The organism is Mycobacteroides immunogenum, assembly GCF_001605725.1.
Classification (GTDB): domain Bacteria; phylum Actinomycetota; class Actinomycetes; order Mycobacteriales; family Mycobacteriaceae; genus Mycobacterium; species Mycobacterium immunogenum.
This window is the reverse complement of sequence record NZ_CP011530.1, coordinates 2,270,793-2,296,561: the sequence shown is the minus strand read 5'-3', so window position 1 is coordinate 2,296,561 and position 25,769 is coordinate 2,270,793. Positions and strand designations below refer to the sequence as shown.

Genomic DNA, 25,769 nt, shown 5'->3' with positions numbered 1-25,769 from the left:
CTCAGGCCGGATCGGCGACGGCGGTGGCACCTCGGTAGCAGGCGATGAGTCCCGCGATGAGCCCAAGCGCCGCGGCCTCGATGATCACAATCAGCACATTCACCGGACTCATCAGCTGCATGAGGTTCCCGATGAACAGACTCATCGGGGTGTGCCTACCGAAGGCCGAGAAGAAATAGACGCCCGCTGCTCCAGCGGCTATGAAGGCCAACGGCACCGACGCGACAGCGGTGGCGAGCACCCGCGGGACGACGTACCCATGTGTGATGTCGATGCCCCTGCTACGCATGGCGCCAATCTGCTCTTGGATCCGCGCAGAATCTGCTTCGGCGAACACCACTGTCGCGCCGGCGGCCGCGGCCACCAGGACTGCGTGCGCGGGGAATCCCGTCGGGCCGAACACCAAAGCCTCCAGAACAAGCACGATCACCACAGCCAGCGGTATCGCCACCATGCACATCGGCAGCACCGAGACTCTGGCTATCGCGCCCGCCTGCCGGAAGAACTCGCGCACGGCGGGCGGCCGAGTCAGCGCGGCAACGAGCACATCCCGCGTCATCGCCAGGAAGCCGGTCAGTGAGCGCGTGGGCCTCTCGGTGGGGCTCAGAATCAGGTCATCCCCCGGGCCCGCGTGCGTCATTGCCGGGGCATCTACATACGTGGTCACACATCTCTACATATCGCGTTCTGCTCATCTGCGCGGCAGAATGCTCAAGATCGCCAAGGACCCCGGGACCGGCGGTTTTAGCTGGGATCCCTACCGCAGCAGGCCTGCGACTAGACCGCAACCTTGTTGCGACGGCGTTCCCGAACCATGGCGATCGCGGTCTTGAGTCCGCGCCGCGGAGCCGAATCCAACTCCGGTGCCGGCGGTTGTTCCAGGACCACGAACATCCGCTCACTACGGGTTTCTGGTGCGTTATCCGCGGTGGCGTGCAGGAACCGGTCCGGCAGTGAGAGTTTGGCAATGGTGCGCCAGGTCTTCGCGTACTGGAACAGCATCGATCCGGTGGTGTACGGCAGATCGTAGCGCTCACAGATCTCCCGCACCCGCACCGAGATCTCGTGCAGCCGGTTGCTCGGCAGATCCGGGTAAATATGGTGCTCGATCTGATGACACAGGTTGCCACTCATCAGCCGCATCGTCGGTCCGGCATTGAAGTTCGCGCTGCCGAGCAGCTGGCGCAGGTACCACTGACCGCGCGTCTCGTTCTCCATGTCCGTCACGGTGAACTTCTCGGCGCCGTCCGGGAAATGCCCGCAGAAGATCACGGCGTTGGACCAAAAGTTCCGCAGCAAATTGGCCGTCGCGTTGGCGGTGAGCGTCGACCGGTAGGTGGCGCCGGGCGATACCGCGGTGATTGCCGGGAACGCGACATAGTCCTTGAAGACCTGCGAACCGGCCGACGTCAGCAATTCACGCGTCCGCTGCTTGGTCGCCTCGCGCGTTTCCTTGGTCCAGATCTTCCGGAATTCCAGGTGCTGCAGGGCGATTCCCCACTCAAATCCCGCCGCCAGGATGAAGTTGAGCGGCATGTTCAGAAGGTTGCGCACCTTCCAGGGCTCATCGCGAGTGACCCGCAGGATCCCGTAACCGACATCATCGTCCAGATCCAGGATGTTGGTGAACTTGTGATGCTCGACGTTATGCGTGATGCGCCAGTGTTTGGCCGCACCGGCCATGTCCCACTCCCAGGTCGAGGAGTGAATCTCCGGATCGTTCATCCAGTCCCACTGACCGTGCAGAACGTTGTGACCGATCTCCATGTTCTCGATGATCTTGGCGACCGCCAAGGTCAGAGTTCCGGCCCACCACGCGGAGCGCTTCTTGCTCGCGGCCAGCAGCACACGGCCCGTCAATTCAAGGGCACGCTGCGCGGCAATGGTGCGGCGGATATACCGGGCGTCACGCGCACCGCGCGACTCCTCGATCTCACGTCGCAGCCCATCGAGCTCGACGGCCAGGTTCTCGACGTCCTCGCTAGTGAGATGCGCGAATGCCGAGATGTCCGTGATTGCCATCGGCCTCCTTTCGCGCCCACGATACCTTCACCCTACGGTCCCGTAGGTTACTCGCTGGTAAATGGACACGCCACAGGCGGTGACAACCAGGCCACGGTACGCGCCGACACGCCGTTTTCTGGGCGGATCGAAGGCGTGTCGGATACCCAATACGGCGTGTCGAACATCAGTGGGTGGTGACTGGACTCACTTGGCAAAAGTGGCGAGATTCCCGACAAGATCCAGCAGCGGCTGGGGTACCACACCGAGCAAGACAGTCACCAGCGCGCTGACTCCGATCGATATCGTCACCGCCGGTCCGGGAATGCGAAGCACCCCGGAGTCCTCGACCGGGTCGGCGAAAAACATCACCACGATGACGCGCACATAGAAGTACGCGGCGATGGCGCTGCAGAGCACGCCCACGACCACCAGCGGCACGGCGCCGCCGGAGGCCGCCGCCTCGAAGACCGCGAACTTGCTGACGAATCCACTCGTCAACGGGATGCCCGCGAACGCAAGCAAGAACAGCGCGAACACGATGCCCAGCACCGGAGCCCGGCGGCCGATCCCCGCCCAGCGCCGCAGATCGGTGACCTCGTCGTCATCGTTGAAGTCGCCATCAGCGCCGTCATCGGCAGCACCCGAACGCACCAGGCCGGCGATCGCGAAGGCCCCGACGGTGCTGAAACCGTATGCGGCCAAATAAAACAGCGTTGACGAGACACCTCGCTCATTGGCGGCGGCCACTCCGGTGAGCAGAAATCCGGTATGCGCCACCGCCGAATAGGCAAGCATGCGTTTGACGTCTGTTTGTGTTACCGCGCCAATCGAACCGATCAGCATGGTGGCGATCGCAACCGCCCACAGCACCGGCCGCCAATCGGCGGTGATTCCGGGCAGCGCGACGTAGAGAACCCGCAGCAGCGCTCCGAAAGCGGCGATCTTCGTGGTGGCCGCCATGAATGCGGTCACCGGTGTCGGTGCTCCCTGATAGACGTCCGGGACCCAGAAATGAAAGGGCACGGCCCCGACCTTGAACAGCAGCCCTACCGAAAGCATCGCCACACCGAGCAGCAGGAAGGAGCGCTCCCCCGCGTCGGCGTTGATCGCGCGCGCGACGGCGTCGAGTTCGACGGTTCCGGCGTATCCGTAGACGAATGCCGCACCGAAAAGGAAGAACGCCGAAGAGAAGGCACCCAGCAAGAAATACTTGAGTGCCGATTCCTGGGACAGCAGCCGACGGCGCCGCGCCAGCGCGCACATCACATACAGCGGAAGCGAAAACACCTCCAGCGCAACGAACATTGTCAATAGGTCATTGCAGGCGGGAAAGAGCATCATGCCCGCGATCGCGAACAACGTCAGCGGGAAGATCTCCGTCTGGGTGATGCCGGTGCGGTTCAGCACCTGCTCCGGCTCGCTTCCGGGCACGCTGGACGCCTGGGCCGCGAAGGCATCCAGTCCTCCGCTGGTCCCGACGCCGACAGCGCTCGGTGCCACCGCAATCGTTCTTCGCTGCGCCATGACCGCCAGCGCCAGGCCAGAAGCCACCAGGATGAGCCCTTGCAGATACAGTGCCGGACCGTCGATCGCCACCGCACCGTTCATGACAACCTGCTGCGAACCGTGCAACGCGACCACCGCGACAAAGGCACCGAGAATCGCGCTTGTCGCCAGCGCCAGTTGGGTGTTGAGCCGGTATCGCCGCGGCGCGAATGCCTCCACGAGTACCGATACCACCGCGGCCCCGAACATGATCAACATGGGCGAAAGCGCGCCGTAAGCGACCGGCGGAGCGGGGAGGATCCCGATATCGGTCATCGCTGCTCGCCTTCGCCGTGCCGGAGGGCCACATCGGCCACGACCGGCGGCGGGTCCTTCTCCTTGACTGTGCGCAACGTCTGCTCGACGGCGGGATTCACGATGTCCAGCAGCGGTTTCGGGTAGATTCCCAGCACCAGTAGCAGCGCGATGAGCGGCGCCACCACGGTCAATTCCCGGCGTTTGAGATCCCCGATGGTCTCATTCTCCGGCGCCAACGGACCGGTCATCATCCGCTGATACATCCACAACACGTAGATCGCCGCCAGCACCAATGCGACAACCGCACACGCCGCCGCCACCGGGTAGCGAGTGAAAGTGCCTACCAGAACCAGGAACTCACTGATGAAGGGCGCCAGACCAGGCAGCGACAAGGTCGCCAGGCCCGCCACCAAGAACGAGCCGGCGAGAACCGGAGCCACCTTCTGCACCCCACCGTATGCCGCGATGAGTCGAGATCCTCTGCGGGTAACCAGGAATCCCGCGACCAACATCAGCGCCGCGGTGGAGATACCGTGGTTGACCATGTAGAGGGTCGAGCCCGATTGCCCCTGACTGGTCATCGCGAAGATACCCAGAATGATGAACCCGAAATGCGAGATCGATGTGTAGGCGATCAGACGCATTACATCGGTCTGCCCGATCGCCACGATGGCGCCGTAGATGATTCCGACGACCGCCAGTGTGATGATCACCGGGGTGAAATATCTACTGGCATCGGGGAAAAGCTGGATGCAATACCGCAGCATCGCAAACGTACCCACCTTGTCGACTATCGCCATCATGAGCACCGCACTGGCCGGTGTGGCATGCACCGCGGCGTCGGGCAGCCAGGTATGGAAAGGCCAGAGCGGCGCCTTGACTGCGAACGCGAACATGAAGCCCAGGAAGAGTGCCTTCGCCACACCGGGGTCTACATCCAGTGCGCCGGTGGCGACCATTTCGGTGATCTCACGCAGATCGAACGTGCCGCCTTGCCTCCCGCCCGGGCTCTGCGCCGTGGCGACGTACAGACCGATCACGGCCGCCAACATGATGAGACCACCGAACAGGTTGTACATCAAGAATTTCACCGCCGCGCGGGAGCGCTGCGCGACGTCGGAGTGTGTGCTGCCGAACCCCCCGATCAGAAAATACATCGGGATGAGCATTGCCTCGAAGAAGATGTAGAAGAGCAGGACGTCTAGGGCCGCGAAGGACAACAGCACCATGGATTCCACAACCAGGAGCAATGCCACGTAGCGCTGCGCCAGTGGGCGATTTCCGTATCCGGGAGCTTCTGCCCCATCGTTCCATCCGGCCAGCAGTAGCACCGGAAGAAGCCCGGCAGTGAGCAGCACCAGGGCAAGGCCGATCCCGTCGAGGCCGACCGCGTACTTCATGCCGAATGCCGGTATCCACGAGACTGATTCGACGAATTGATACTGCGGGCCGGCCGGGTCGAATGCGACCGCCAACCCGATCGCGACAATCAAGACGATCAGCGATACACCCAACGCCACCTTCTTGGCCAGGGCCCGCCGGTGGGTCGGTAGCACCAACACCGCGGCGGCACCTAGTAACGGAATGAGCCACAACGCAGTTACGGTACCCACGGCACTCACCACCTCACTGCCATCAACACCGCGACCACCACGGCCGCGCCGGCACACATGGACAACGCGTAGGAGCGGACATGACCTGTCTGCATATGCCGTACCCAACCCGATACAGCGCCGAGGGTGGAGGCCACGCCGTTGACCAGACCATCGACCGCTCGGTCATCGGCCAGCACCAGGCCACGCGTCAGGCGCTGTCCGGGCCGCATGAACACCGCCTCATTGAAGGCATCTCCGTAGAGATCCCGGCGCGCGGCGACGGTGAGCGCGGCGCCCGGCGGTGCGGTCTCCGGCACGCTCGCGCGATACATCCAGTAGGCGATGCCGATTCCGCAGAGCACCACCGCCACCGTGACGGCGCTGACCACCCAAGCCGGTACCGGTAACTCACCGTGATGGACGCCGACCACAGGCGTCAGCCAGTTCTGCAGCGCCCCACCTAGACTCAGCAGGAATCCGGCTCCCACCGATCCGAGTGCGAGCACCATCATCGGCCATGTCATCACCGCGGGTGATTCGTGCGGATGCACGTCCTCGCGCCAGCGACGCCGACCGAAGAAGGTCAACAGCATGACCCGAGTCATGTAGAAAGCTGTGATTCCGGCGCCCAGCAGGGCCGCCGTACCCAACAGGAATCCTCCCGCACCACCGTGTGCGAAAGCGACCTCGATGATCTTGTCCTTGGAGTAGAAACCCGCGAATGGCGGAACACCAATGATGGCAAGATATCCCAGCCCAAAGGTGGCAAACGTGATCGGCATGACGGTGCGTAACCCGCCGTAGCGGCGCATGTCGGTCTCTTCGTTCATACCGTGCATGACCGAACCGGCACCCAAGAACAGTCCGGCCTTGAAAAACCCGTGTGTGAGCAGATGCATGATCGCTACCGCATACCCCGCGGGTCCCAAACCTGCCGCCAGCACCATGTACCCGATCTGCGACATCGTGCTCGCGGCAAGGGCTTTCTTGATGTCGTCCTTGGCGCAACCGATGACAGCCCCGAAGAGCAAGGTGACGGCGCCTACCAGCACCACCGCCACCTGGGCGTACGGAGCGTGTTCGAAGATCGGCCCAGACCGGGTGATCAGATAGACACCCGCGGTCACCATGGTTGCCGCATGAATGAGTGCGGACACCGGGGTGGGGCCTTCCATCGCATCCCCCAGCCACGACTGCAACGGCACCTGGGCAGACTTCCCGCAGGCCGCCAGCAGCAGCGCCAATCCGATTGCGGTATCACGACTCTCACCAGCCGCGCCCGCCGATCCCAGCACCTGCGAGAATCCGACAGAGCCGAATGTCGCGAACATCAGCATCATGGCCAGTGCCAGCCCCATATCGCCAACCCTGTTGACGATGAAGGCCTTCTTGGCCGCCGCGGCGGCCGACGGCTTCTGATACCAGAAACCGATCAGCAGGTAGGAGGCCAAACCGACACCCTCCCAGCCCACGTACAGTCCAAGGAAGTTGTCGGCGAGCACCAGCAGCAGCATGGCCGCCAGAAACAGATTCAGATACCCGAAGAACCTCCGCCTGTCGGGATCGTGCGCCATGTAGCCGATCGAGTAGACATGGATCAGCGAACCCACCCCGGTGATCAGCAATGCGAAGCACACCGACAGCTGATCGAGGGTCAACCCGAAATCAATGTGCAGTGCCCCGACCGGTACCCAGCTGAAAAGTACCTCATGCACCACTCGCTCGGCCCCGGTCCTGCCCAGCATGCCGAAGAAGGCCACCACAGCCACCAGGAAAGACCCGAGGGCCGCGGCACAGCCCAGGAGGTGTCCCCAGGCGTCTGCACGGCGACCGGCGAGCAGAAGCACGGCGGCACCAACAAGAGGCAGCACCGGCATGAGCCATGTCACGAGCGCTCCCCTCCTAGAACTTCAACAGATCGGCATCGTCGACCGAGGCCGACCTACGGGTGCGGAAGATGGTCATGATGATCCCCAGCCCCACAACAACCTCCGTAGCCGCAACGACCATGGTGAAGAATGCGATGACCTGGCCGTCGAGGTTCCCGTGCATGCGCGCGAACGTGACGAAGGCCAGGTTGGCGGCGTTGAGCATCAACTCGACGCTCATGAAGACCACAATCGCGTTGCGGCGCAACATCACACCGGCCGCACCGATGGTGAAGATGAGCGCGGCGAGATAGAGGTAATTGTCAGGATTCATGCCTGCTCACCTCTACCTCCATGTTCCGCGGCGTGAGTACACCGCTGACCGACAGTTCCGAGAACGACCCATCGGGAAGTAGTGCGGGCACGTCGACGGCGTTATGCCGGGCATACACACCGGGATTCGGCAACGGGGTGGCGCGATCGCCGTGCTGAAACCGTCGAATGGCCAGCTCGCGTTGGCCGCCGGCTTGGCCCAGCCGCTCGCGGTGCGCCAGCACCATCGCTCCGATGGTCGCGGTGATCAGAAGTGCGCCGGTCAGTTCGAACGCCCACAGGTAGTCGATGAAGATGCGCTCGGCCAGACCCTCTACATTGCCACGGCTGTTGGCTTGCTCTAACCCCACAAAGGCTGTGGTGGAGGCATTTCCGATACCCGCGATGGCAAGGATCCCGAATCCCAATCCCGCCGCGACGGCACCTACTCGTTGCCCCGGCAGGGTCTCCACCAGTGAGTCCGAGGAATCCACACCCACGAACATCAGGACGAACAAGAAGAGCATCATGACCGCGCCGGTGTACACCACCACCTGGGCAACACCCAAAAACAGCGCCCCCTGAGCCACGAAGAACACCGCCAGGATGACCATCGTCATCGCAAGAAAGATCGCCGAGTACACCGCCTTTGGCGCGGCGATCACGCCAAGCGCTCCGAGCACCGCGAGGGCGCCGAGCACCCAGAACGTCACCCCTTCCCATGTCGGGGTGCGGGACAATCCCTCGACAGCAAGTACCGCCGCCTGATTGGCCACGACATCGGGGCTCACCTGCCGTCCTCCCCGCCGCTAGGCAGGTTGCCCAGGTAGTAGTCGGTGTCAGTGGCGCCGGGGTACATCGCGTGGGGTGGTGGCGTCATGCCCGGTCGCAGCGGCGCGAGTAACTTGTCCTTGCCATAGATGAGGTCGGCCCTGTTGTCGTCGGCCATCTCGTAGTCGTTGGTCATGGTGAGCGCCCGCGTGGGGCATGCCTCGATGCACAGCCCGCAGCCGATACACCGCAGATAGTTGATCTGGTACACCCGCCCGTACCGCTCTCCCGGCGAGAACCGCTCCTCCTCGGAATTGTCTGCGCCCTCGACGAATATCGCGTCCGCCGGGCAAGCCCAGGCACACAGCTCGCAACCTATGCACTTCTCCAGACCGTCGGTATAGCGATTGAGCTGATGCCGCCCGTGGTAGCGAGCCGCGGTCGGTTGCTTCTTCTCGGGGTACTGCTCGGTGAGCCGCTTCTTGAACATGGACGAGAAGGTGACCCAGAACCCGGCCATGGCATCGACCGAACGTCGCAGCAGATCAGGCATGTGCGTCCTCCTTGGTGGTTGAGTACGCCGCCGCATCGGCACGCTGCCCCGGCAGTGGCGGCACCGGGAATCCGCCGGCCATCGGATCAAAGCTGGAGCTGAGCAACGGTTTTGGTGGCTGCGTACGCCGGGACAGCACACCCACCAGGGCGATGCTGCCGACCGAGACGACCACCCCGGTGATCCCGAGGATGGCCGACGAGTGCCCGTATCCATACAGCGCCATGGCCTTTACCACACCGACGATGACGATCCACACCAACGCGACCGGGATCAGAACCTCCCACCCCAAGCGCATGAACTGGTCATAGCGCAGCCGCGGCAGGGTGGCGCGCAACCACATGAACAAGAACATGAATCCCCACACCTTGGCCACGAACCACACCACCGGCCACCACGAGGTATTGGCCCCGTCGATCAGACTCACCGGCCAGGGCGCGTGCCAGCCACCCAGGAACATGGTGGCGGCCAATCCGGAAACCGTCGCCATATTGATGTATTCGGCGAGCATGAACATGGCGAAGCGCAATGAGGAGTATTCGGTGTGGAAACCGCCGACGAGCTCGCCCTCGGCTTCCGGCAGGTCGAATGGCGCCCTATTGGTTTCGCCGACCATCGCGGTCACATAGACGAGAAATGAGGGCAAGAGCAGGAAGACATACCAGCGGCTCTCCTGCGCCGCCACTATTCCAGAGGTAGACATCGTCCCCGCCAGCAGGAAGACGGCGGCGAAGGTCAGACCCATCGCGATCTCGTAGGAGATCACCTGCGCGGAGGATCGCAGCCCGCCCAGCAGAGGGTATGTCGATCCGGATGCCCAGCCTCCCAACACAATGCCGTATACACCGACTGAGGTCACGGCCAGCACGAAAAGGATGGCCACCGGTAGGTCGGTGAGTTGCAAGGGTGTGCGATGCCCGAAAACCGTGACAACGGGCCCGAACGGGATGACCGCGTACGCGACGATCGCCGGCACAACGGAGATGATGGGTGCCAGCAGGTAGATCGGCTTGTCCACCCCGGCAGGCGTAAGGCCCTCCTTGAGCGCCAGTTTCACGCCGTCGGCCAGGCTCTGCAGCAGGCCGAACGGCCCCACCCTGTTGGGTCCGATGCGGCGCTGCATCCAGGCCAGCACCCTGCGCTCGACGAGGATGGCGATAAGCACAGTGAGAACCAGAAAGGCGAATACGGCAACACATTTCACCAGAACAAGCCATAGCGGGTCGATCCCGAACTGTGACAAGTCTGTTTTGCCCGTCATGGCGCGACCTCGATTCGCACCACTTGGCCGAGCGCCGGGCCGAGTTGTTGATGAACCTCCGAACCTGCCGACCGCATGGGTACCCACACGACCCTGTCAGGCATCTCGGCGATCCGCAGCGGCAAGGTAATAGATCCCCTGATCGACTCCGAGAGACTGCGCACGGTGACGGATTCACCCTCGGCAGCGCCGATTTCGTTGGCCGTCGCCTCGGAGAGCAGTAACTGGGCCTCCCGCGCGGTGCCCGCGAGGTGCGGCTCACCGTCCTGCAGCCGTCCGGCATCGAGCAGTAGCCGCCACGAGGCCATGACCGCCTCTCCCACCTCGGGCCGCGGTCTGACGCCGGCGCGTACCGCGCCCGGGGCTTCCCGCGCCCCCTCCCACGAACCAATGTCGGCGAGCTCGGCCAGCGCCTGGTTCGCATGGTTCAACCCGATCGGGCGATCCATCCGCTGGGACAGCGCAGCAAGCACTCTGAGATCGTCCAGCGTGTCGCTGGTCTCCAATGTGGCGGGAAAAGACCTCAGGCGGCCTTCCCAATTCAAGAAACTGCCGGACTTCTCCGCGACCGCCCCCACGGGGAGCACCACATCGGCGAGTTCTGTGACGGCCCCATGGCGCATCTCGAGGCTCACCACAAATGCCGTCTTGAGTGCGCCTGCGGCAGCGGCGGGATAGGGCAGATCGGCGAGTTCTACACCGCCGATAAGGAAGGCACCAAGCCCGCTTCCCGGGTCCAGCATCGCGGCGGCATCCAGTCCGGGCATATCCGGCAGCGCGATGACACCCCACTTCTCGGCGACAACGCGCCGCGCCGCGCTGTCGACTACCGGATGTGCACCCGGCAGCAGCCGGGGCAGGGCGCCCACCTCCAACGCCCCGCGCTCGCCCGCCCGGCGTGGAACCCACACCAAGGTGGCCCCCGTCTTACCCGCCAGCCGCGCGGCCGCCGAGAGTCCCCCTGCCGCCGACGCCAGCCGCTCGCCCACCATGATCACGGCGCCCGGCCGCCGGAGCAGCTCCATATCGGACAAACCCGCCAGAGTGTCTGACTCGGCACCGGGGACGGTGGCGATCACCTCGGCGGAAAGCTTGGCCGACCCACGGCTCGCGAAGGGTGCGATGGTGAACACCTTGAGCCCCCGTTTGCGCACCGCCTTACGCAGCCGCAGGAACACGATGGGAGATTCCTCCTCCGGCTCGAATCCCGCCAGCAGAACCACCGGCGCGGACTCGAGCGCCGCATATGTCTGCGTCATCCCATGACCGGCGACCGCCGAACCGAGGAAGGCCGCTTCTTCCGCACTATGCGCCCTGGCACGAAAGTCAATATTGTTGGTGCCCAGCACCATACGTGCGAATTTCACATATGCGTAGGCATCTTCGACCGTCAGCCGGCCGCCGGTAAGCACTCCGCTATTGGTACCCGCGCCCGCCAATCCCTTTGCCGCGACGTCCAACGCTTGCGGCCACGAGACCGCCACCAGGTTCCCGGACTCGTCGCGGACCATCGGGTCGGTAACACGATCCCCCGCCGTGGCGTAGGTAAACGCCCAGCGCCCCTTGTCGCAATTCCATTCCTCGTTGACCTCAGGATCGTCCCCGGAAAGCCTTCTCAGCACCTTCCCGCGTCGATGATCGGTCCGCTGCGCGCATCCGCTGGCGCAGTGCTCGCACACGCTCGGGGTGGACACCAGATCGAAAGGGCGGGCACGGAATCGGTACGCGGCGCCGGTGAGCGCGCCCACCGGACAGATCTGCACGGTGTTGCCGGAGAAGTACGATTCGAAAGGTTCATCGTCGGCGATGCCTACCTGTTGAAGCGCACCACGTTCCAGCAGCTCGATAAAGGGATCACCGGCGATCTGCTGCGAGAACCGGGTACAGCGCGCGCACAGGACACAACGCTCCCTATCCAGTAGCACCTCGGTGGAAAGCGGAATCGGCTTGGGAAATGTCCGTTTGGTCTCAGTGAATCTGGTTTCGGCACGCCCGGTCGACATCGCCTGGTTCTGAAGTGGGCACTCGCCCCCCTTGTCGCACACGGGGCAGTCGAGCGGGTGGTTGATCAGCAGCAGTTCCATCACACCGCTCTGCGCCTTCTGTGCCGCCGCGGAGGTCACCTGGGTGTGTACCACCATCTCATCGGTGACGGTGGTGGTACACGCCGCCAGCGGTTTGCGCTGCCCTTCCACCTCGACAAGGCACTGACGGCACGCACCAACGGGTTCCAGCAACGGGTGATCACAGAACCGCGGAATCTGCACACCGATGAGTTCGGCCGCGCGGATCACCAACGTGCCCTTGGGAACCGAGATGCTGGTGCCGTCGATCTGGACGGTGATGAGGTCGGTGTCCGCCCTCGGTTCTGTGGCTGTCATCGATTCGCCTCCCCAAAGACAGTGCTGGCCACCGGATCAAAGGGGCATCCATCGGCCAAGTGCGCCTCGTACTCGGTGCGGAAGTACTTCAACGAGGACATGATCGGGCTCGCCGCGCCGTCCCCGAGCGCGCAGAAAGACTTGCCCAATACGATGTCCGAGATATCGAGTAGTTTGTCCAGGTCTTCGGCGCGCCCCTCACCGGACTCGAGCCGCTGCAGGATACGCACCAGCCAGTAGGTGCCCTCTCGGCACGGTGTGCACTTGCCGCAGGATTCGTGCGCGTAGAACTCGGTCCACCGCAACACCGCACGCACCACGCAGGTCGTGTCGTCGAATATCTGTAATGCCTTGGTGCCCAGCATCGATCCGGCGGCACTGACCCCCTCGTAGTCGAGCGGGACGTCCAGGTGCTCGATGGTGAACAGCGGCGTCGAGGAGCCGCCCGGAGTCCAGAACTTGAGCCCGTGACCATCGCGCACGCCCCCAGCCAGCTCCAGCAGCTGGCGTAGCGTGACGCCAAGGGGCGCTTCGTACTGGCCGGGAGTACGCACATGCCCGGACAATGAGTACAAGGTGAAGCCCGGTGACTTTTCCGAGCCCATGGTGCGGAACCATGCGGCGCCCCGCCGCAGGATCACCGGAACGCTGGCGATGGACTCCACATTGTTGACCACTGTCGGGCTCGCGTACAGACCGGCCACCGCGGGAAACGGGGGGCGCAGCCGCGGCTGCCCGCGCCGGCCCTCCAGCGAGTCCAGCAGTGCGGTCTCTTCCCCGCAGATGTAGGCGCCGGCGCCGGCATGCACCACCAGTTCCAGATCGAAACCGCTGTCCAGGATGTTGCGGCCGAGGTATCCGGCCTTGTAGGCCTGCGCCACCGCCGTCTGCAGCCGCCTGATCACCGAGATGACCTCGCCACGCACATAAATGAAAGCGTGCGAGGCGCGAATCGCGTAGGCGGCGATCACGATTCCCTCGATCAGGGTATGCGGCGTCGCCAGCATCAGCGGAATGTCTTTGCAGGTGCCGGGTTCGGACTCGTCGGCATTCACCACCAGGTAATGCGGCTTGGCACCAGCCTCACCGCCCTGCGGAATGAAGGACCACTTGGTACCCGTCGGGAATCCGGCCCCGCCCCGCCCCCGCAGCCCCGCCTCTTTGACCAAGGCGATCACCGCATCCGGCTCCATCTCCAGCGCGGCCCGCAGTCCCCGGTAGCCGTCGTGGCGCAGATATCCGTCGAGGGTCCAGGAGTCGGTCTCGTCCCAGTGTTCGGACAGAATCGGGGTAAGGATCGTGGACGTCACAGCGCTGTCCCCCCTGTCTCGTTCTGCACGTTCCGCTGTACATCCCGCGCCAGTCGCAGCCCAGCCAGCGTGGGATCGCCCGGGAGCGCCGCGGCGACCGCGTCCGGCCGCTCATCGGCGAACCCGGCCAAGATCCGGGCGGTCTCCTTGAAGGTGCACGGTGGTGCACCGCGCCGGGGCTCGGGTACCCGGCCACCACGCAAACCGTCGACCAGATCTACTGCCCCAGCCGGGGTTTGGTTGTCGAAGAACTCCCAGTTGACCATCAGGACAGGCGCGTAGTCACAGCCGGCATTGCACTCGACGTGTTCGAGGGTGACCTTGCCGTCTTCGGTGGTACCGCCGGGCCGGACACCAAGCTCGTCTGACAAGCGCGCCAGGATCGCGTCACCGCCGAGTACCGCACACAGCGTGTTGGTGCAGACGCCGACCAGGTAGTCGCCGGTGGGCTCGCGCCGGTACATCGAGTAGAAGCTCGCCACCGCGGTAACCTCCGCGGATGTCAATCCCACTTGTCCGGCACAGAATTCGATACCCGCCCTGGTCACATAGCCGTCTTCGGACTGCACCAGGTGCAGCAGCGGCAGCAACGCCGACCGGCGACTCGGATAACGGTCGAGGATCTCTTTGGCATCGATGGCCAGCCGCGAAACTACCTCCGCTGGATAGCTTTTCCGCCCAGTGAAGCTGCCCTCGTCCTCGGGCGGACGATGACCGAGCTCGACGAATATCTCCGTCACCTGTCCACCCCTCCCATTACCGGATCGATGCTCGCCACCGCGGCGATCAGATCGGCCACCATCCCGCCCTCGCACATCGCTGAGACTGACTGCAGGTTGGTGAACGAGGGATCGCGGAAATGAACCCGATAGGGCCGGGTTCCGCCGTCGCTCACCATATGAACACCCAGCTCGCCGCGGGGGGATTCGATCGCGGTGTACACCTGCCCGGCAGGCACCCGAATACCCTCGGTCACCAGTTTGAAGTGGTGAATCAGTCCCTCCATGGACGTGCCCATGATCTTGGCGATGTGCTTGGGCGAGTTGCCCAAACCGTCCGGACCCGAGGCCAGGTCGGCCGGCCAGGCGATCTTTTTGTCGTCCACCATGACCGGACCGGGACGCAACCGATCCAAGCATTGTTGAGCGATCTTGATGGACTCGTGCATCTCCTTGACCCGGATGAGATACCGGCCGTAGGAGTCGCAGTCCTGATGCGTGATGACATCGAAATCGTAGGAGTCATATCCACAATACGGTTGTGCGCGCCGCAGATCGTGGGCCAGACCGGTAGCGCGCAGAACCGGGCCGGTGATCCCCAGCGCCATGCACCCGGTCAGATCCAGATATCCGATGCCCTGGGTGCGTGCCTTCCAGATGTAGTTCTCGTTCAACAGGTTTTCCATGTCGCGCAACCTGCCGGGCAGGATCTTGAGTAGGTCCCGCAGTTCTTGTTCGGCGCCGTCGGGCAGGTCCTGCGCGAGTCCACCGGGCCGCACGTAGGCGTGGTTCATCCGCAGACCGGTGATGGCCTCGAAGACCTTCAGGATCATTTCGCGTTCGCGGAAACCGAGGAACATGGCGGTCATCGCCCCCAGCTCCATGCCGCCGGTGGCCAGCGCTACCAGATGCGAGGAGATGCGATTGAGCTCCATCATCAGAACCCGGATCACGGTGGCGCGTTCCGGAATTTCTTCAGTGACGCCGAGCAATCGCTCAACGCCAAGGCAATACGCGGTCTCGTTGAAGAACGGAGACAAATAGTCCATCCGGGTAACGAAAGTGACGCCCTGCGTCCAGGTGCGGTACTCCAGATTCTTCTCGATACCGGTGTGTAGATAGCCGATACCGCAGCGCACATCGGTGACCGTCTCACCCTCGATCTCCAGGATCAGTCGCAGCACACCGTGCGTGGACGGATGTTGCGGACCCATGTTGACGACGATTCGCTCATCGGTAGCTTGCGCTGCGGCGGCGACAATCTCGTCCCAATCCTGGCCACCCGCCATCAGAACGGTCTGAGGATGTGCTGGCTGCGTTGTCACTAGCTGTAAGACCTCCGCTGATCGGGCGGCGCGATGGTTGCGCCGTGATACTCGACCGGTACCCCACCAAGCGGGTAGTCCTTGCGTTGCGGATGCCCTTCCCAGTCGTCGGGCATCTCTATCCGAGTCAGCGCCGGATGATCATCGAAGATGATGCCGAAGAAGTCATAGGTCTCACGTTCATGCCAATCCGTGGTCGGATACACGGCATTCAGTGACGGTATGTGTGGATTACTCTCCGGCACAGCTACTTCGAGCATGATCCGGCGGTTCCAGGTAATGGACATGAGTGGGTACACGGCATGCAACTCCCGCGCGGCGTCATCGGGATAGTGCACACCGCTGACGCCCAGGCTGAGCTCGAAACGCAGCTGCGGATCGTCCCGCAGGGACTGCGCCACCTGGACCAGGTGCTCGGCCCGCACGTGAATGGTCAGTTGATCACGGTAGACGACCACCCCCTCGATGGCGTCCTCGTAGGTGACGTGTTCCTGCTCCGCGAGAACCGTTTCCAGCCGGTCGATGACCTGATCGAAGTATCCGCCGTACGGTCGGTTTGTACTCGTCGGCAACGAAATTGGCTGAACGAGCCCACCGTAGCCCGACGTGTCACCACTACCCCGGACCCCGAAAAGCCCGTGCCGCACCCCGATGACTTCACTGCGCTGCCGCTCATCACCGGTCATCGCAGCAACCCCTTCAATTCGATGGTGGGAGTGGCCGCAAGCGCCGCTGCCTCGGTCTCCCGGATGACTTCCTCACGGTTGGCCCCGAGCGGCATGTGCGCGATCTTCTCGTGCAGTTTCAAGATCGCGTGCAACAGCATCTCCGGCCTCGGCGGGCAACCGGGAAGGTAAATATCCACGGGGACAACGTGATCAACACCCTGCACGATGGCGTAGTTATTGAACATGCCGCCCGATGACGCACAGACTCCCATGGCCAACACCCATTTCGGCTCGGCCATCTGGTCATAGATCTGCCGCAGCACCGGAGCCATTTTTTGGCTGACCCGGCCCGCCACGATCATCAGGTCAGCTTGTCGGGGTGTCGCCGAAAAACGTTCCATGCCAAAGCGGGCGATATCGAATCGGGGACCGGCCGTAGACATCATCTCGATGGCGCAGCAGGCCAGCCCAAAGGTGGCGGGCCACAACGAACCTTTGCGCACATATCCCGCCAGCGTCTCCACGGTGCTCAGCAGGAATCCGCTAGGCAGTTTTTCCTCAAGACCCATGGCTTCTCCCGACAGGTGTGCTTATTCGTGATGTTGCAAGGACTTCCAGCTGCCCCACCAATCGCACGGGGCTAATCCCAGCTCAGGCCACCGCGCCTCCATTCGTACGCGTACGCCACCGACACATTGACGATGAACAGGGCCATTGCGAGCAGTCCGAACACTCCGAGGGCGTCGAAATGCACCGCCCACGGATACAGGAAGACGATCTCGATATCGAAGATGATGAACAACATCGCGGTGAGGTAGTACTTCACGGGCACCCGGTGTCCACCCGCGGCAGCACCGTGATGATCGCGCCCCATCGAGTGCTGGGTGGCCTCGATGCCACACTCATACGCCTCGAGCTTGGCCCGGTTGTATCGGCGCGGACCGACAAACGACGAAATCCCAACGGAGAAAACGGCAAAAGCCACCGCAATGGCGCCGAGTACCAAGATCGGTACATATGCATCCATGGCAGAACAGCCTCCCGAATAGATCCATCGGGTCCCTGTGCTGGATCGGCAACATTGCCGTGTCAGTGCTGTTTGTGGTCGAGGGCTGCCGACCAGTACAGATGTGACCTAACAAACACACTATCGGTTGGCGCCTGATCCATGCCACCGTTTGACGGTGTTTTGCACAATTATGTACCGAGCCGAAAGGTCCGTGAAAGCTGAAGTCAGCGGAATGTTGCGGCAGTGTCAGCGGCGGGTTGCGGCCGCCGAGCCGAGCAGATCGATCACCGTCGCGGTCAACCTCATCGGGTCGATCGGCCGCGGCACCACCGCCTCCGCGCGTGACCAGCTCGCCAGCCAGTTGTCCTGCGGCCGGCCGGTCAGAACCACGATCGGCGGCGGCGCGCCGACCTCGTCCTTGACCTGCTTGGCCACCCCCATGCCACCGAAGGGTGTCGCCTCGCCGTCAAGGATCGCCAGATCGATACCGCCGGCCGCGAGGCGTTCGATGACCATGGGGCCGGTGGCCACCTCGACGAACTCCAGCGGCGGCAGGGCGGAATCCGGCCGCGTGCCGATTCCCTGAATTACCTTGCGCCGGACCGTGATGTCATCGCTGTAGACGAGGACGTGCAGCGCCATACGGCCATGCTAGGCCATGGCGGGACTACGCGCGGAAGAACCGGACCTCGGAGGCAAGGATGGCCTTCGCACCGATGGCGGCCAGTGCGTCCATGGTGGTGTTGACACCCTTGCGTGGCGCCAGGGCACGCACCGCGACCCACGCCTCGTCGGCCAACGGAGCCAGCGTCGGGGATTCCAGACCCGGCGTCACCTTGAGCGCCTCGTCCAGCACCTCGCGCGGGCAGTCGTAGTCGAGCATCAGATACTGCTGGCCGAACACCACACCCTGGATGCGCGTGGTCAGTTGCGTACGCGCAGTTTCCGTTGCCGGATCGGCGTTCTCCCGCTCGATCAACACTGCCTCCGAATCGCACAGCGACTCACCGAAGGCAACGAGGCCGTGCTGGCGCAGAGTGCGGCCGGTGCCGACGATATCGGCGATCACATCGGCCACACCGAGCTGGATGGAAATCTCGACGGCACCGTCCAGGCGGATGACCTCGGCCTCGATCCCCTTGCTGGCCAGGTCCTTTCGAACCAAGTTGGGATAGGCGGTGGCGATTCTCTTACCTGCGATGTCGTAGATCGTCCAGTCGCGCCCGGCGGGTGCGGCGTACCGGAAGGTCGACCCGCCGAATCCCAATGCGAGCCGCTCGACGACGGGCGCGTCCGAATCCATCATCAAATCGCGGCCGGTGATACCGAGATCAAGCTCGCCCGAGCCGACATAGATCGCGATGTCCTTGGGCCTCAAGAAGAAGAACTCGACGTCATTCTGCGGGTCGAGCACGGTCAGATCCTTGGCGTCCCCACGCCGCCGATACCCGGCCTCCGAGAGAATCTCCGACGCGGCCTCGCTGAGGGCCCCTTTATTGGGGACAGCGACGCGCAGCGCCCCGTTCACACTGGTCATGTCAGAGCTTCCGGTAGACGTCGTCAAGAGTCAGGCCGCGGGCGATCAACAGCACCTGCGCCCAATAGAGCAGCTGGCTTACCTCTTCGGCAAGCGATTCGTCGCTCTCGTGTTCGGCGGCCAGCCACACCTCGCCCGCTTCTTCGAGCAGCTTCTTGCCCAGGGTGTGCACCCCCGCGTCGAGGGCAGCCACGGTCCCACTGCCCTCGGGCCGGGTCTTGGCGCGGTCACTGAGCTCGGCGAACAACTCGTCGAAGGTCTTCACGGGTGGCGATTCTGTCATGGCCTGGTACGGCGAGTCATATGGGTTTGCACGTGGTAGCCGTCAGTACATCCGCGTGGGCGCCCCGCAGGTCGGCCACAGACAGGCCCGACAACGTGCTGGCGTGCCGGCGGCGATCGCCCGCAGGCACCTCGACGTGGTTGGGCACGACCAGTACCGCGCACCCGGCCGCCTCGGCAGCGGCGGCGCCGGTCACCGAATCCTCGATGGCCAGGCAATCGCGCGGCTCGACCCCCAGCAGCGCGGCAGCGCGCAGATACGGGTCGGGTGCGGGCTTGCCCTCAGGCACCTCGTCGCCACAGACCGACTCGGTAAACCAGTGCGTACCAATGGTCTTGAGCGCCTGGTTGGTCAGCGACCTGATGGTGTTGGTGACCAGTGCCATGGGCACCTGCTCGGCGGAAAGTTGCGCAAGCATCTCCTGGGCGCCATCACACCAGATCAGGCCAGTCTCGAAGAGCTGGCCGGTGTATTCGTGCAGCCAATCGTTCTCACTGGCCATCCGCTCGGGGTCGGGATCCAGCTCCAGCGCGGTGAAGATCATCCGCATGGTGGCATCGGCGGCACCGCCGACCAGCGCGGTACGCAGCTCGGGCGTCATCTCACCGCCGAGCTTGCGGCACAGCTCCCCCATCGAGATGTCCCAGAGCTTTTCCGATTCGATGAGGGTGCCGTCCATATCCCACAGCACCGCTCGCATGCCACCAATTCTGTCAGAAGTCGCCTGCCGCCCATGACACTGGTGCTCAGTCCTCAGGGTTGTAACCAAGGTTCGGGCCGAGCCAACGCTCCGCTTCCTGCAGCGTCCAGCCCTTGCGCTTGGCGTAGTCGGCCACCTGGTCCTGGGCCAGCCTGCCGACCACGAAGTACTGCGACTGCGGGTGCGAGAAGTACCAGCCGCTGACCGCGGCACCGGGCCACATCGCCATGGATTCGGTCAGCTCGATGCCGGTCCGCCTCGTCACGTCCATCAGGTCGAACAGCGTGACCTTCTCGGTGTGCTCCGGGCAGGCCGGGTAACCGGGTGCCGGACGGATTCCCCGGTACTTCTCGCCGATGAGTGCCTCGTTGTCGAGCTGCTCGTCGGGCTGGAAACCCCAGAACTCCTTGCGCACCCGCTGGTGCATCCGTTCAGCGAAGGCCTCGGCCAGCCGGTCGGCGACCGATTCCAGCAGGATCGCGCTGTAGTCGTCCAGGTCCGCCTTGAACTCCATGATCTTGTCCTGGCTGCCGAGCCCCGAAGTGACGGCGAAGGCGCCGACATAGTCGGCCAGGCCGGTGTGCTTGGGCGCGATGTAGTCGCCCAGCGACCGGTTGGGAATGCCGTCACGGTGCTCGCCCTGCTGGCGCAGATTATGCAGCGTGGTCAGCACCTCGGTGCGGGTGTCGTCGGTGTAGACCTCGATGTCGTCACCGACCGCGTTGGCCGCGAAGAAACCGATCACCCCGTTGGCGGTCAGCCACTTCTCCTTGATCAGGGTGTCGAGCATCTGCTGGGCATCGTCGTACAGCTTGCGCGCGGCCTCACCGGTGGCCGGGTTGTTCAGGATGTCGGGGAACCGGCCCTTCATCTCCCAGGCGTTGAAGAACGGCTGCCAGTCGATGTACTCCCGCAACTCGGCGAGGTCGTAGTCCAGAAACTCCCGCACGCCGAGGCCCTGTGCGGGCACGGGCGGCGTGTACCCGTCCCACTCGATCGGCGTCCGGTTGGCACGCGCCTTCTCCAGCGTCAGCGTCGGCCGCTCGTTCTTCTGCGCGTGCCGTTCGCGAAGCGAGGCATAGTCCTTCTCGGTGGCCTCCAGCAGTCCCGGCCGCTGCTTGTCGTCGAGGAGTGCGGCGGCGACGGGTACGGAACGCGAGGCATCTTTGACCCAGACCACCGGGCCCTTACGACGCGGTGAGATCTTCACCGCGGTGTGTGCGCGCGAGGTGGTCGCCCCACCGATGAGCAGCGGGATCTCCAGGCCCTCGCGTTCCATCTCGACGGCGAAGTTGGCCATCTCGTCCAGCGATGGGGTGATCAGGCCGGACAGCCCGATGATGTCGGCGTCGTGCTCCTTCGCCGCGTCCAGAATCTTCTGAGCGGGCACCATCACGCCGAGGTCGATCACCTCGAAGTTGTTGCATTGCAAGACAACTCCGACGATGTTCTTGCCAATGTCGTGGACGTCACCCTTGACGGTCGCCATGATGATGGTGCCGTTGGTGTCCTTGGACGCCCGCCCATCTTGGCTGGCGCCGGACTCTTCCTTTTCCTTCTCGATGAACGGCAGCAGGTACGCCACAGCCTTCTTCATCACCCGGGCCGACTTCACCACCTGGGGTAGAAACATCTTTCCCGAGCCGAAGAGATCACCGACGACGTTCATGCCGTCCATCAGCGGACCCTCGATCACCTCGATCGGGCGCCCACCCGCTTCGGCGATCTCGGCACGCAGCTCCTCGGTGTCGTCGTCGACATGGGCATCGATTCCCTTGACCAGTGCGTGCGTAATCCGTTCGCGCACAGGAAGACTACGCCACTGCGCCGCGACCGGATCCGCTTCTTCGCCGCCCTTGCTGTTGAACCGTTCAGCGATCTCCAGCAACCGTTCGGCCGCGTCCGGGCGCCGGTTCAGCACGACGTCCTCGATGCGGTCCCGCAGCTCGGCATCGATCGAGTCGTAGGGCACCAGTGCGCCCGCGTTGACGATGCCCATGTCCAGGCCGGCCTTGATGGCGTGGAACAGGAATACCGCGTGGATGGCCTCGCGCACGGGGTTGTTGCCGCGGAACGAGAACGACACGTTCGAGATACCGCCGGAGATGTGCACCCCGGGCAGGTTCTCCTTGATCCAGGCGCAGGCCTCGATGAAGTCGATCCCGTACGTCGCGTGCTCCTCGATACCGGTCGCCAGCGCGAAGCAGTTCGGATCGAAGATGATGTCCTCGGCCGGAAAACTGACCTCTTCGGTCAGGATCCGGTAGGCGCGTCCGCAGATCTCCTTACGCCGCTCCAGGTTGTCGGCCTGGCCTGTTTCGTCGAAAGCCATCACCACGACGGCAGCACCGTATTTGCGGCACAGCCGCGCTTCGCGGATGAACTTCTCCTCGCCCTCCTTCATGGAGATCGAGTTGACGATCGGCTTGCCCTGCACGTTCTTCAGGCCCGCCTCGATGACCTCCCACTTGGAGGAGTCGATCATCACCGGGACGCGGCTGATATCGGGTTCAGCCGCGATCAGCTTGGTGAACCGGTCCATCGCGGCGACACCGTCGATCATGCCCTCGTCCATGTTGATGTCGATGACCTGCGCGCCGACCTCGACCTGTTGCAGCGCGACCGAAAGCGCGGTGTCGTAATCCTCGGCCTTGATCAGGTTGCGGAACCGGGCCGAACCGGTGATGTTGGTGCGCTCACCGATGTTCACGAACAGCGAATCGTCGGTGATGTTGAGCGGCTCCAGACCCGACAGCCGGGTCGCCACGGGGATGCCCGGCACTTCCCTGGGATTCACGCCTTCGACTACCTTGGCGATCTCCGCGATATGCGCGGGTGCGGTCCCACAGCACCCACCGACCAGGTTGACCAGGCCCGCCTCGGCGAACTCTGCAAGATATCCGGCCTGATGCTCGGGAGTCTCGTCGTATTCGCCGAAGGCGTTGGGCAGACCCGCGTTCGGATAGCAGGAGACGAAGGTGTCGGCAATGCGCGCCATCTCGGCAATGTAGGGGCGCATTTCCGGGGCGCCCAGAGCACAGTTCAGGCCCACCGCGATGGGCTTGGCATGCCGGATGGCATTCCAGAATGCCTCGGTGACCTGGCCGGACAATGTCCGCCCGGACGCGTCGGTGATGGTGCCCGAAATGATGATCGGCCAGCGGCGCCCACGCTGCTCGAACAGCGTCTCCACGGCGAACACCGCCGCCTTGGCGTTCAGCGAGTCGAAGATGGTCTCCACAAGGATGATGTCGGCACCACCGTCGACCAGTCCGTTGGCTGCCTCGAGATAGGCGGCGACCAGCTGGTCGTAGGAGACGTTGCGGGCTCCGGGATCGTTGACGTCCGGCGAAATCGAGGCGGTACGGGTCGTGGGTCCCAGCGCCCCGGCGACATAACGGGGCTTCGCGGGGGTGCTGTAGTCATCGGCAGCCATCCGTGCCAGCGCGGCACCGGCGTAGTTCAGCTCGTAGCTCAGCTCTTCCATGCCGTAGTCGGAGAGCGACACCGCGTTCGCGTTGAAGGTGTTGGTCTCGAGGATGTCCGCGCCTGCCTCGAGGTACTCACGGTGGATGCCCTCGATGATGTGCGGCTGCGTCAGGGTCAGCAGATCGTTGTTGCCGACAAGATCGCTCGGCCAGTCGGCGAACCGCTCGCCGCGGTACCCGGCCTCATCAGGCCTATCCCGCTGGATCGCGGTACCCATCGCGCCGTCGATCACCAGGATGCGCTGTTTGAGAGCAGCCGTCAGCGCGTCCGTGCAGTCGGGTCGGATATTGGGCTGCAGATTGGTCACGCGCATCCTTCCAGAGCGGAAGGCGTCCTTAACTCTGCCGAGCGTGGCGGTCACGGGCTGTGATCCCCGAGCCGTTGCAACGCCTCTCGACCAGATCGAGTCTACGTCGTCGCTCAACAATCGTGCGAACGCCTAGTTTGTCCTCCGGGTTGTCATCCCGGTTTTCATGAGCGGCGGTGATACCAACACTGTGATCCGGCTATCCCATCCATTCTCCGCCAGCCGCGGCTCGTCCCCGTCACGCAGGGCTTACGCTGACACCGTGACCCTGTCGGATAACGCCCAGAACGGCCTACCCGTACTGCGCGACCCGATTGTGGTTGCCGCCTTCGAGGGCTGGAATGACGCCGGCGATGCCGCCAGCGCGGCGCTGGAGCACCTGGACACCACCTGGCAGGCCACCCCGTTGATGACCATCGACGACGAGGATTACTACGACTACCAGGTCAATCGCCCGATCGTACGGCTGGTCAAGGGAGTCACCCGCGAGCTGGAGTGGCCCGGCATGCACATCTCGTACTGCTCACCTCCGGGCTCGCAGCGCGATGTGGTCCTGATGCACGGCGCCGAGCCGAACATGCGCTGGCGGACCTTCTGCAACCGTCTACTCGCCATCGCGGACCGTCTCAACGTGTCCACCGTGGTGATCCTGGGCGCGCTGCTGGCCGACACCCCGCACACGCGGCCGGTGCCCGTGAGCGGTACCGCCTACTCCCCTGACGCGGCCAAGTTCTTCGGCCTGGAAGAGACCCGATATGAGGGGCCCACCGGTATCGCCGGAGTGTTCCAGGACGCCTGCGTGAACGCCGGCATACCGGCCGTCGCGTTCTGGGCCGCGGTACCGCATTACGTATCGCAACCCCCCAATCCGAAGGCCACCGTCGCGCTGCTGCAGCGCGTCGAGGACGTGCTCGACGTGGAGGTCCCCCTGGGGGATCTGCCCGAGCAGGCCGAGGAATGGGAGCAGGCGGTCACCGAGATGACCACCGAGGACGAAGAGATTGCCGAGTACGTGCAGTCGCTCGAGGAGCGCGGCGACGCCGAGGTGGATACCACCGAGATTCTCAGCAAGATCGACGGCGACGCTCTTGCCGCCGAGTTCGAGCGGTACCTGCGCCGCCGCGGCCCACGCTTCGGGGGCTAGCGCGCACGGGCACCGCACCCAGGCCCGAATGAACCAGATGCCGCATAGGATCTTGATTCGTGGCGCTGCTGGCGAGCTCTGTGGAACTGCATTCGTTCGTGTCGATCAGCCACGTGATTCTCGACTACCTGGGCACTCTGGCGTTCGCGATGTCCGCAGCGCTGGTGGCGGTCGAGAAGAAGTTCGACATCGTCGGGCTTGCCGTGCTGGCGCTAGTGACCGCGATCGGTGGCGGCGTACTCCGGGACGTGATCATCGGACAACACCCGCCTGCGGCATTCACCGGCTTCTCTCATATCGGGATCGCCCTTGCGGCAGCGGGATTGGTCTTTCTCTGGCAGCCTCCCGCCAAGCTCACCGGTTGGCCACTGCAAGTCACCGACGCCCTGGGGCTGGCCGTATTCTGCGTGACCGGCACGGCCATCGCGGCCCATAGCGGACTGACCGCGCCATCGGCCGCGCTGCTCGGGGCGATGACCGCCATCGGCGGCGGCGTCATCCGCGACCTGCTCTCGGGAGAAACGCCGATACTGCTGCGGCCGGACAGTGAGCTCTATGCCATACCCGCCATGTTCGGGGCCAGCATCACCGCCTTCTTGATTCACTTCAACATCTATTCCGACCTCACCGGAATGGCTGCCGCACTAGGCGCATTCGGCCTGCGCATGCTCGCGCTGCATTTTCATTGGCACGCGCCACAGGCGCGTAGGCGCGCATAGAAAAACGCACC

General features: G+C 63.9%; 23 protein-coding genes. 2 read left to right on the top strand and 21 right to left on the bottom strand.

Going from position 1 to position 25,769, the window contains the following annotated elements; genetic code table 11:
* Position 1: 1 nt before the first annotated feature.
* From ABG82_RS11390 to metH, 21 genes are all read right to left on the bottom strand, one after another.
* Positions 2 to 667 carry an ABC transporter permease gene (locus ABG82_RS11390; protein WP_043077519.1) on the bottom strand — a complete coding sequence of 222 codons (666 nt, stop codon included), beginning with the start codon at positions 665 to 667 and terminating at the stop codon, positions 2 to 4.
* Between the two features lie 110 nt (positions 668 to 777).
* Positions 778 to 2,022, bottom strand: coding sequence for a fatty acid desaturase family protein (locus ABG82_RS11385; RefSeq protein WP_043077520.1), 1,245 nt, complete (start codon positions 2,020 to 2,022; stop codon positions 778 to 780).
* A 186-nt stretch (positions 2,023 to 2,208) separates the two neighbouring features.
* Positions 2,209 to 3,825, bottom strand: a complete 1,617-nt coding sequence (nuoN, locus tag ABG82_RS11380; RefSeq protein ID WP_043077521.1) for an NADH-quinone oxidoreductase subunit NuoN — start codon at positions 3,823 to 3,825, stop codon at positions 2,209 to 2,211.
* Positions 3,822 to 5,432 carry an NADH-quinone oxidoreductase subunit M gene (locus ABG82_RS11375; protein WP_043077522.1) on the bottom strand — a complete coding sequence of 537 codons (1,611 nt, stop codon included), beginning with the start codon at positions 5,430 to 5,432 and terminating at the stop codon, positions 3,822 to 3,824. Before ABG82_RS11375 ends, nuoN begins: the two co-directional genes overlap by 4 nt.
* Positions 5,426 to 7,291 carry an NADH-quinone oxidoreductase subunit L gene (nuoL, locus tag ABG82_RS11370; RefSeq protein ID WP_078343463.1) on the bottom strand — a complete coding sequence of 622 codons (1,866 nt, stop codon included), beginning with the start codon at positions 7,289 to 7,291 and terminating at the stop codon, positions 5,426 to 5,428. Before nuoL ends, ABG82_RS11375 begins: the two co-directional genes overlap by 7 nt.
* Before the next feature lie 13 nt (positions 7,292 to 7,304).
* A complete protein-coding gene (nuoK, locus tag ABG82_RS11365) occupies positions 7,305 to 7,604 on the bottom strand; it encodes an NADH-quinone oxidoreductase subunit NuoK (protein ID WP_043077524.1) in 300 nt (99 codons plus the stop codon).
* Positions 7,594 to 8,373 (bottom strand): NADH-quinone oxidoreductase subunit J, encoded by a 780-nt coding sequence (locus tag ABG82_RS11360; protein ID WP_043077525.1) that lies wholly within the window; start codon positions 8,371 to 8,373, stop codon positions 7,594 to 7,596. The genes nuoK and ABG82_RS11360 overlap by 11 nt, the downstream gene beginning before the upstream one ends.
* Positions 8,370 to 8,906 (bottom strand): NADH-quinone oxidoreductase subunit NuoI, encoded by a 537-nt coding sequence (nuoI, locus tag ABG82_RS11355; protein WP_078343464.1) that lies wholly within the window; start codon positions 8,904 to 8,906, stop codon positions 8,370 to 8,372. The genes ABG82_RS11360 and nuoI overlap by 4 nt, the downstream gene beginning before the upstream one ends.
* Positions 8,899 to 10,167 (bottom strand): NADH-quinone oxidoreductase subunit NuoH, encoded by a 1,269-nt coding sequence (nuoH, locus tag ABG82_RS11350; protein WP_043077526.1) that lies wholly within the window; start codon positions 10,165 to 10,167, stop codon positions 8,899 to 8,901. Before nuoH ends, nuoI begins: the two co-directional genes overlap by 8 nt.
* Complete coding sequence (locus tag ABG82_RS11345) at positions 10,164 to 12,548, bottom strand: NADH-quinone oxidoreductase subunit G (protein WP_043077527.1); 2,385 nt, start codon at positions 12,546 to 12,548, stop codon at positions 10,164 to 10,166. Before ABG82_RS11345 ends, nuoH begins: the two co-directional genes overlap by 4 nt.
* A complete protein-coding gene (gene nuoF, locus ABG82_RS11340) occupies positions 12,545 to 13,858 on the bottom strand; it encodes an NADH-quinone oxidoreductase subunit NuoF (protein ID WP_043077528.1) in 1,314 nt (437 codons plus the stop codon). The genes ABG82_RS11345 and nuoF overlap by 4 nt, the downstream gene beginning before the upstream one ends.
* Positions 13,855 to 14,598 carry an NADH-quinone oxidoreductase subunit NuoE gene (gene nuoE / locus ABG82_RS11335; protein WP_043077529.1) on the bottom strand — a complete coding sequence of 248 codons (744 nt, stop codon included), beginning with the start codon at positions 14,596 to 14,598 and terminating at the stop codon, positions 13,855 to 13,857. The genes nuoF and nuoE overlap by 4 nt, the downstream gene beginning before the upstream one ends.
* Positions 14,595 to 15,866: an NADH dehydrogenase (quinone) subunit D gene (gene nuoD, locus ABG82_RS11330; RefSeq protein ID WP_043077530.1), complete on the bottom strand. Its 1,272-nt coding sequence runs from the start codon at positions 15,864 to 15,866 to the stop codon at positions 14,595 to 14,597. Before nuoD ends, nuoE begins: the two co-directional genes overlap by 4 nt.
* Positions 15,867 to 15,901: 35 nt before the next feature.
* Complete coding sequence (locus ABG82_RS11325; protein WP_407661880.1) at positions 15,902 to 16,549, bottom strand: NADH-quinone oxidoreductase subunit C; 648 nt, start codon at positions 16,547 to 16,549, stop codon at positions 15,902 to 15,904.
* Between the two features lie 35 nt (positions 16,550 to 16,584).
* Positions 16,585 to 17,139 carry a NuoB/complex I 20 kDa subunit family protein gene (locus ABG82_RS11320; RefSeq protein ID WP_043077532.1) on the bottom strand — a complete coding sequence of 185 codons (555 nt, stop codon included), beginning with the start codon at positions 17,137 to 17,139 and terminating at the stop codon, positions 16,585 to 16,587.
* A 71-nt stretch (positions 17,140 to 17,210) separates the two neighbouring features.
* A complete protein-coding gene (locus ABG82_RS11315; RefSeq protein ID WP_043077533.1) occupies positions 17,211 to 17,597 on the bottom strand; it encodes an NADH-quinone oxidoreductase subunit A in 387 nt (128 codons plus the stop codon).
* A 228-nt stretch (positions 17,598 to 17,825) separates the two neighbouring features.
* The gene (locus ABG82_RS11310; RefSeq protein WP_043077534.1) at positions 17,826 to 18,221 is read right to left on the bottom strand and encodes a response regulator; all 396 of its coding nucleotides are present in this window, start codon (positions 18,219 to 18,221) and stop codon (positions 17,826 to 17,828) included.
* Between the two features lie 25 nt (positions 18,222 to 18,246).
* Entirely contained in the window at positions 18,247 to 19,116 is an 870-nt protein-coding gene (gene hisG / locus ABG82_RS11305; protein WP_043077535.1) for an ATP phosphoribosyltransferase, read from the bottom strand.
* Between the two features lies 1 nt (position 19,117).
* Entirely contained in the window at positions 19,118 to 19,399 is a 282-nt protein-coding gene (locus tag ABG82_RS11300) for a phosphoribosyl-ATP diphosphatase (RefSeq protein WP_005061184.1), read from the bottom strand.
* 16 nt (positions 19,400 to 19,415) lie between these two features.
* On the bottom strand, positions 19,416 to 20,099 hold the full coding sequence (locus ABG82_RS11295; protein WP_043077536.1) for an HAD family hydrolase: 684 nt from the start codon (positions 20,097 to 20,099) through the stop codon (positions 19,416 to 19,418).
* A gap of 46 nt (positions 20,100 to 20,145) precedes the next feature.
* Positions 20,146 to 23,895 carry a methionine synthase gene (gene metH / locus ABG82_RS11290; RefSeq protein ID WP_078343493.1) on the bottom strand — a complete coding sequence of 1,250 codons (3,750 nt, stop codon included), beginning with the start codon at positions 23,893 to 23,895 and terminating at the stop codon, positions 20,146 to 20,148.
* Between the two features lie 262 nt (positions 23,896 to 24,157).
* On the opposite strand from metH, the gene ABG82_RS11285 reads away from it, so the two are divergent.
* Positions 24,158 to 25,039 carry a PAC2 family protein gene (locus tag ABG82_RS11285; RefSeq protein ID WP_043077605.1) on the top strand — a complete coding sequence of 294 codons (882 nt, stop codon included), beginning with the start codon at positions 24,158 to 24,160 and terminating at the stop codon, positions 25,037 to 25,039.
* Positions 25,040 to 25,119: 80 nt separating this feature from the next.
* Entirely contained in the window at positions 25,120 to 25,758 is a 639-nt protein-coding gene (locus ABG82_RS11280; RefSeq protein WP_043077606.1) for a trimeric intracellular cation channel family protein, read from the top strand.
* Positions 25,759 to 25,769 lie beyond the last annotated feature (11 nt).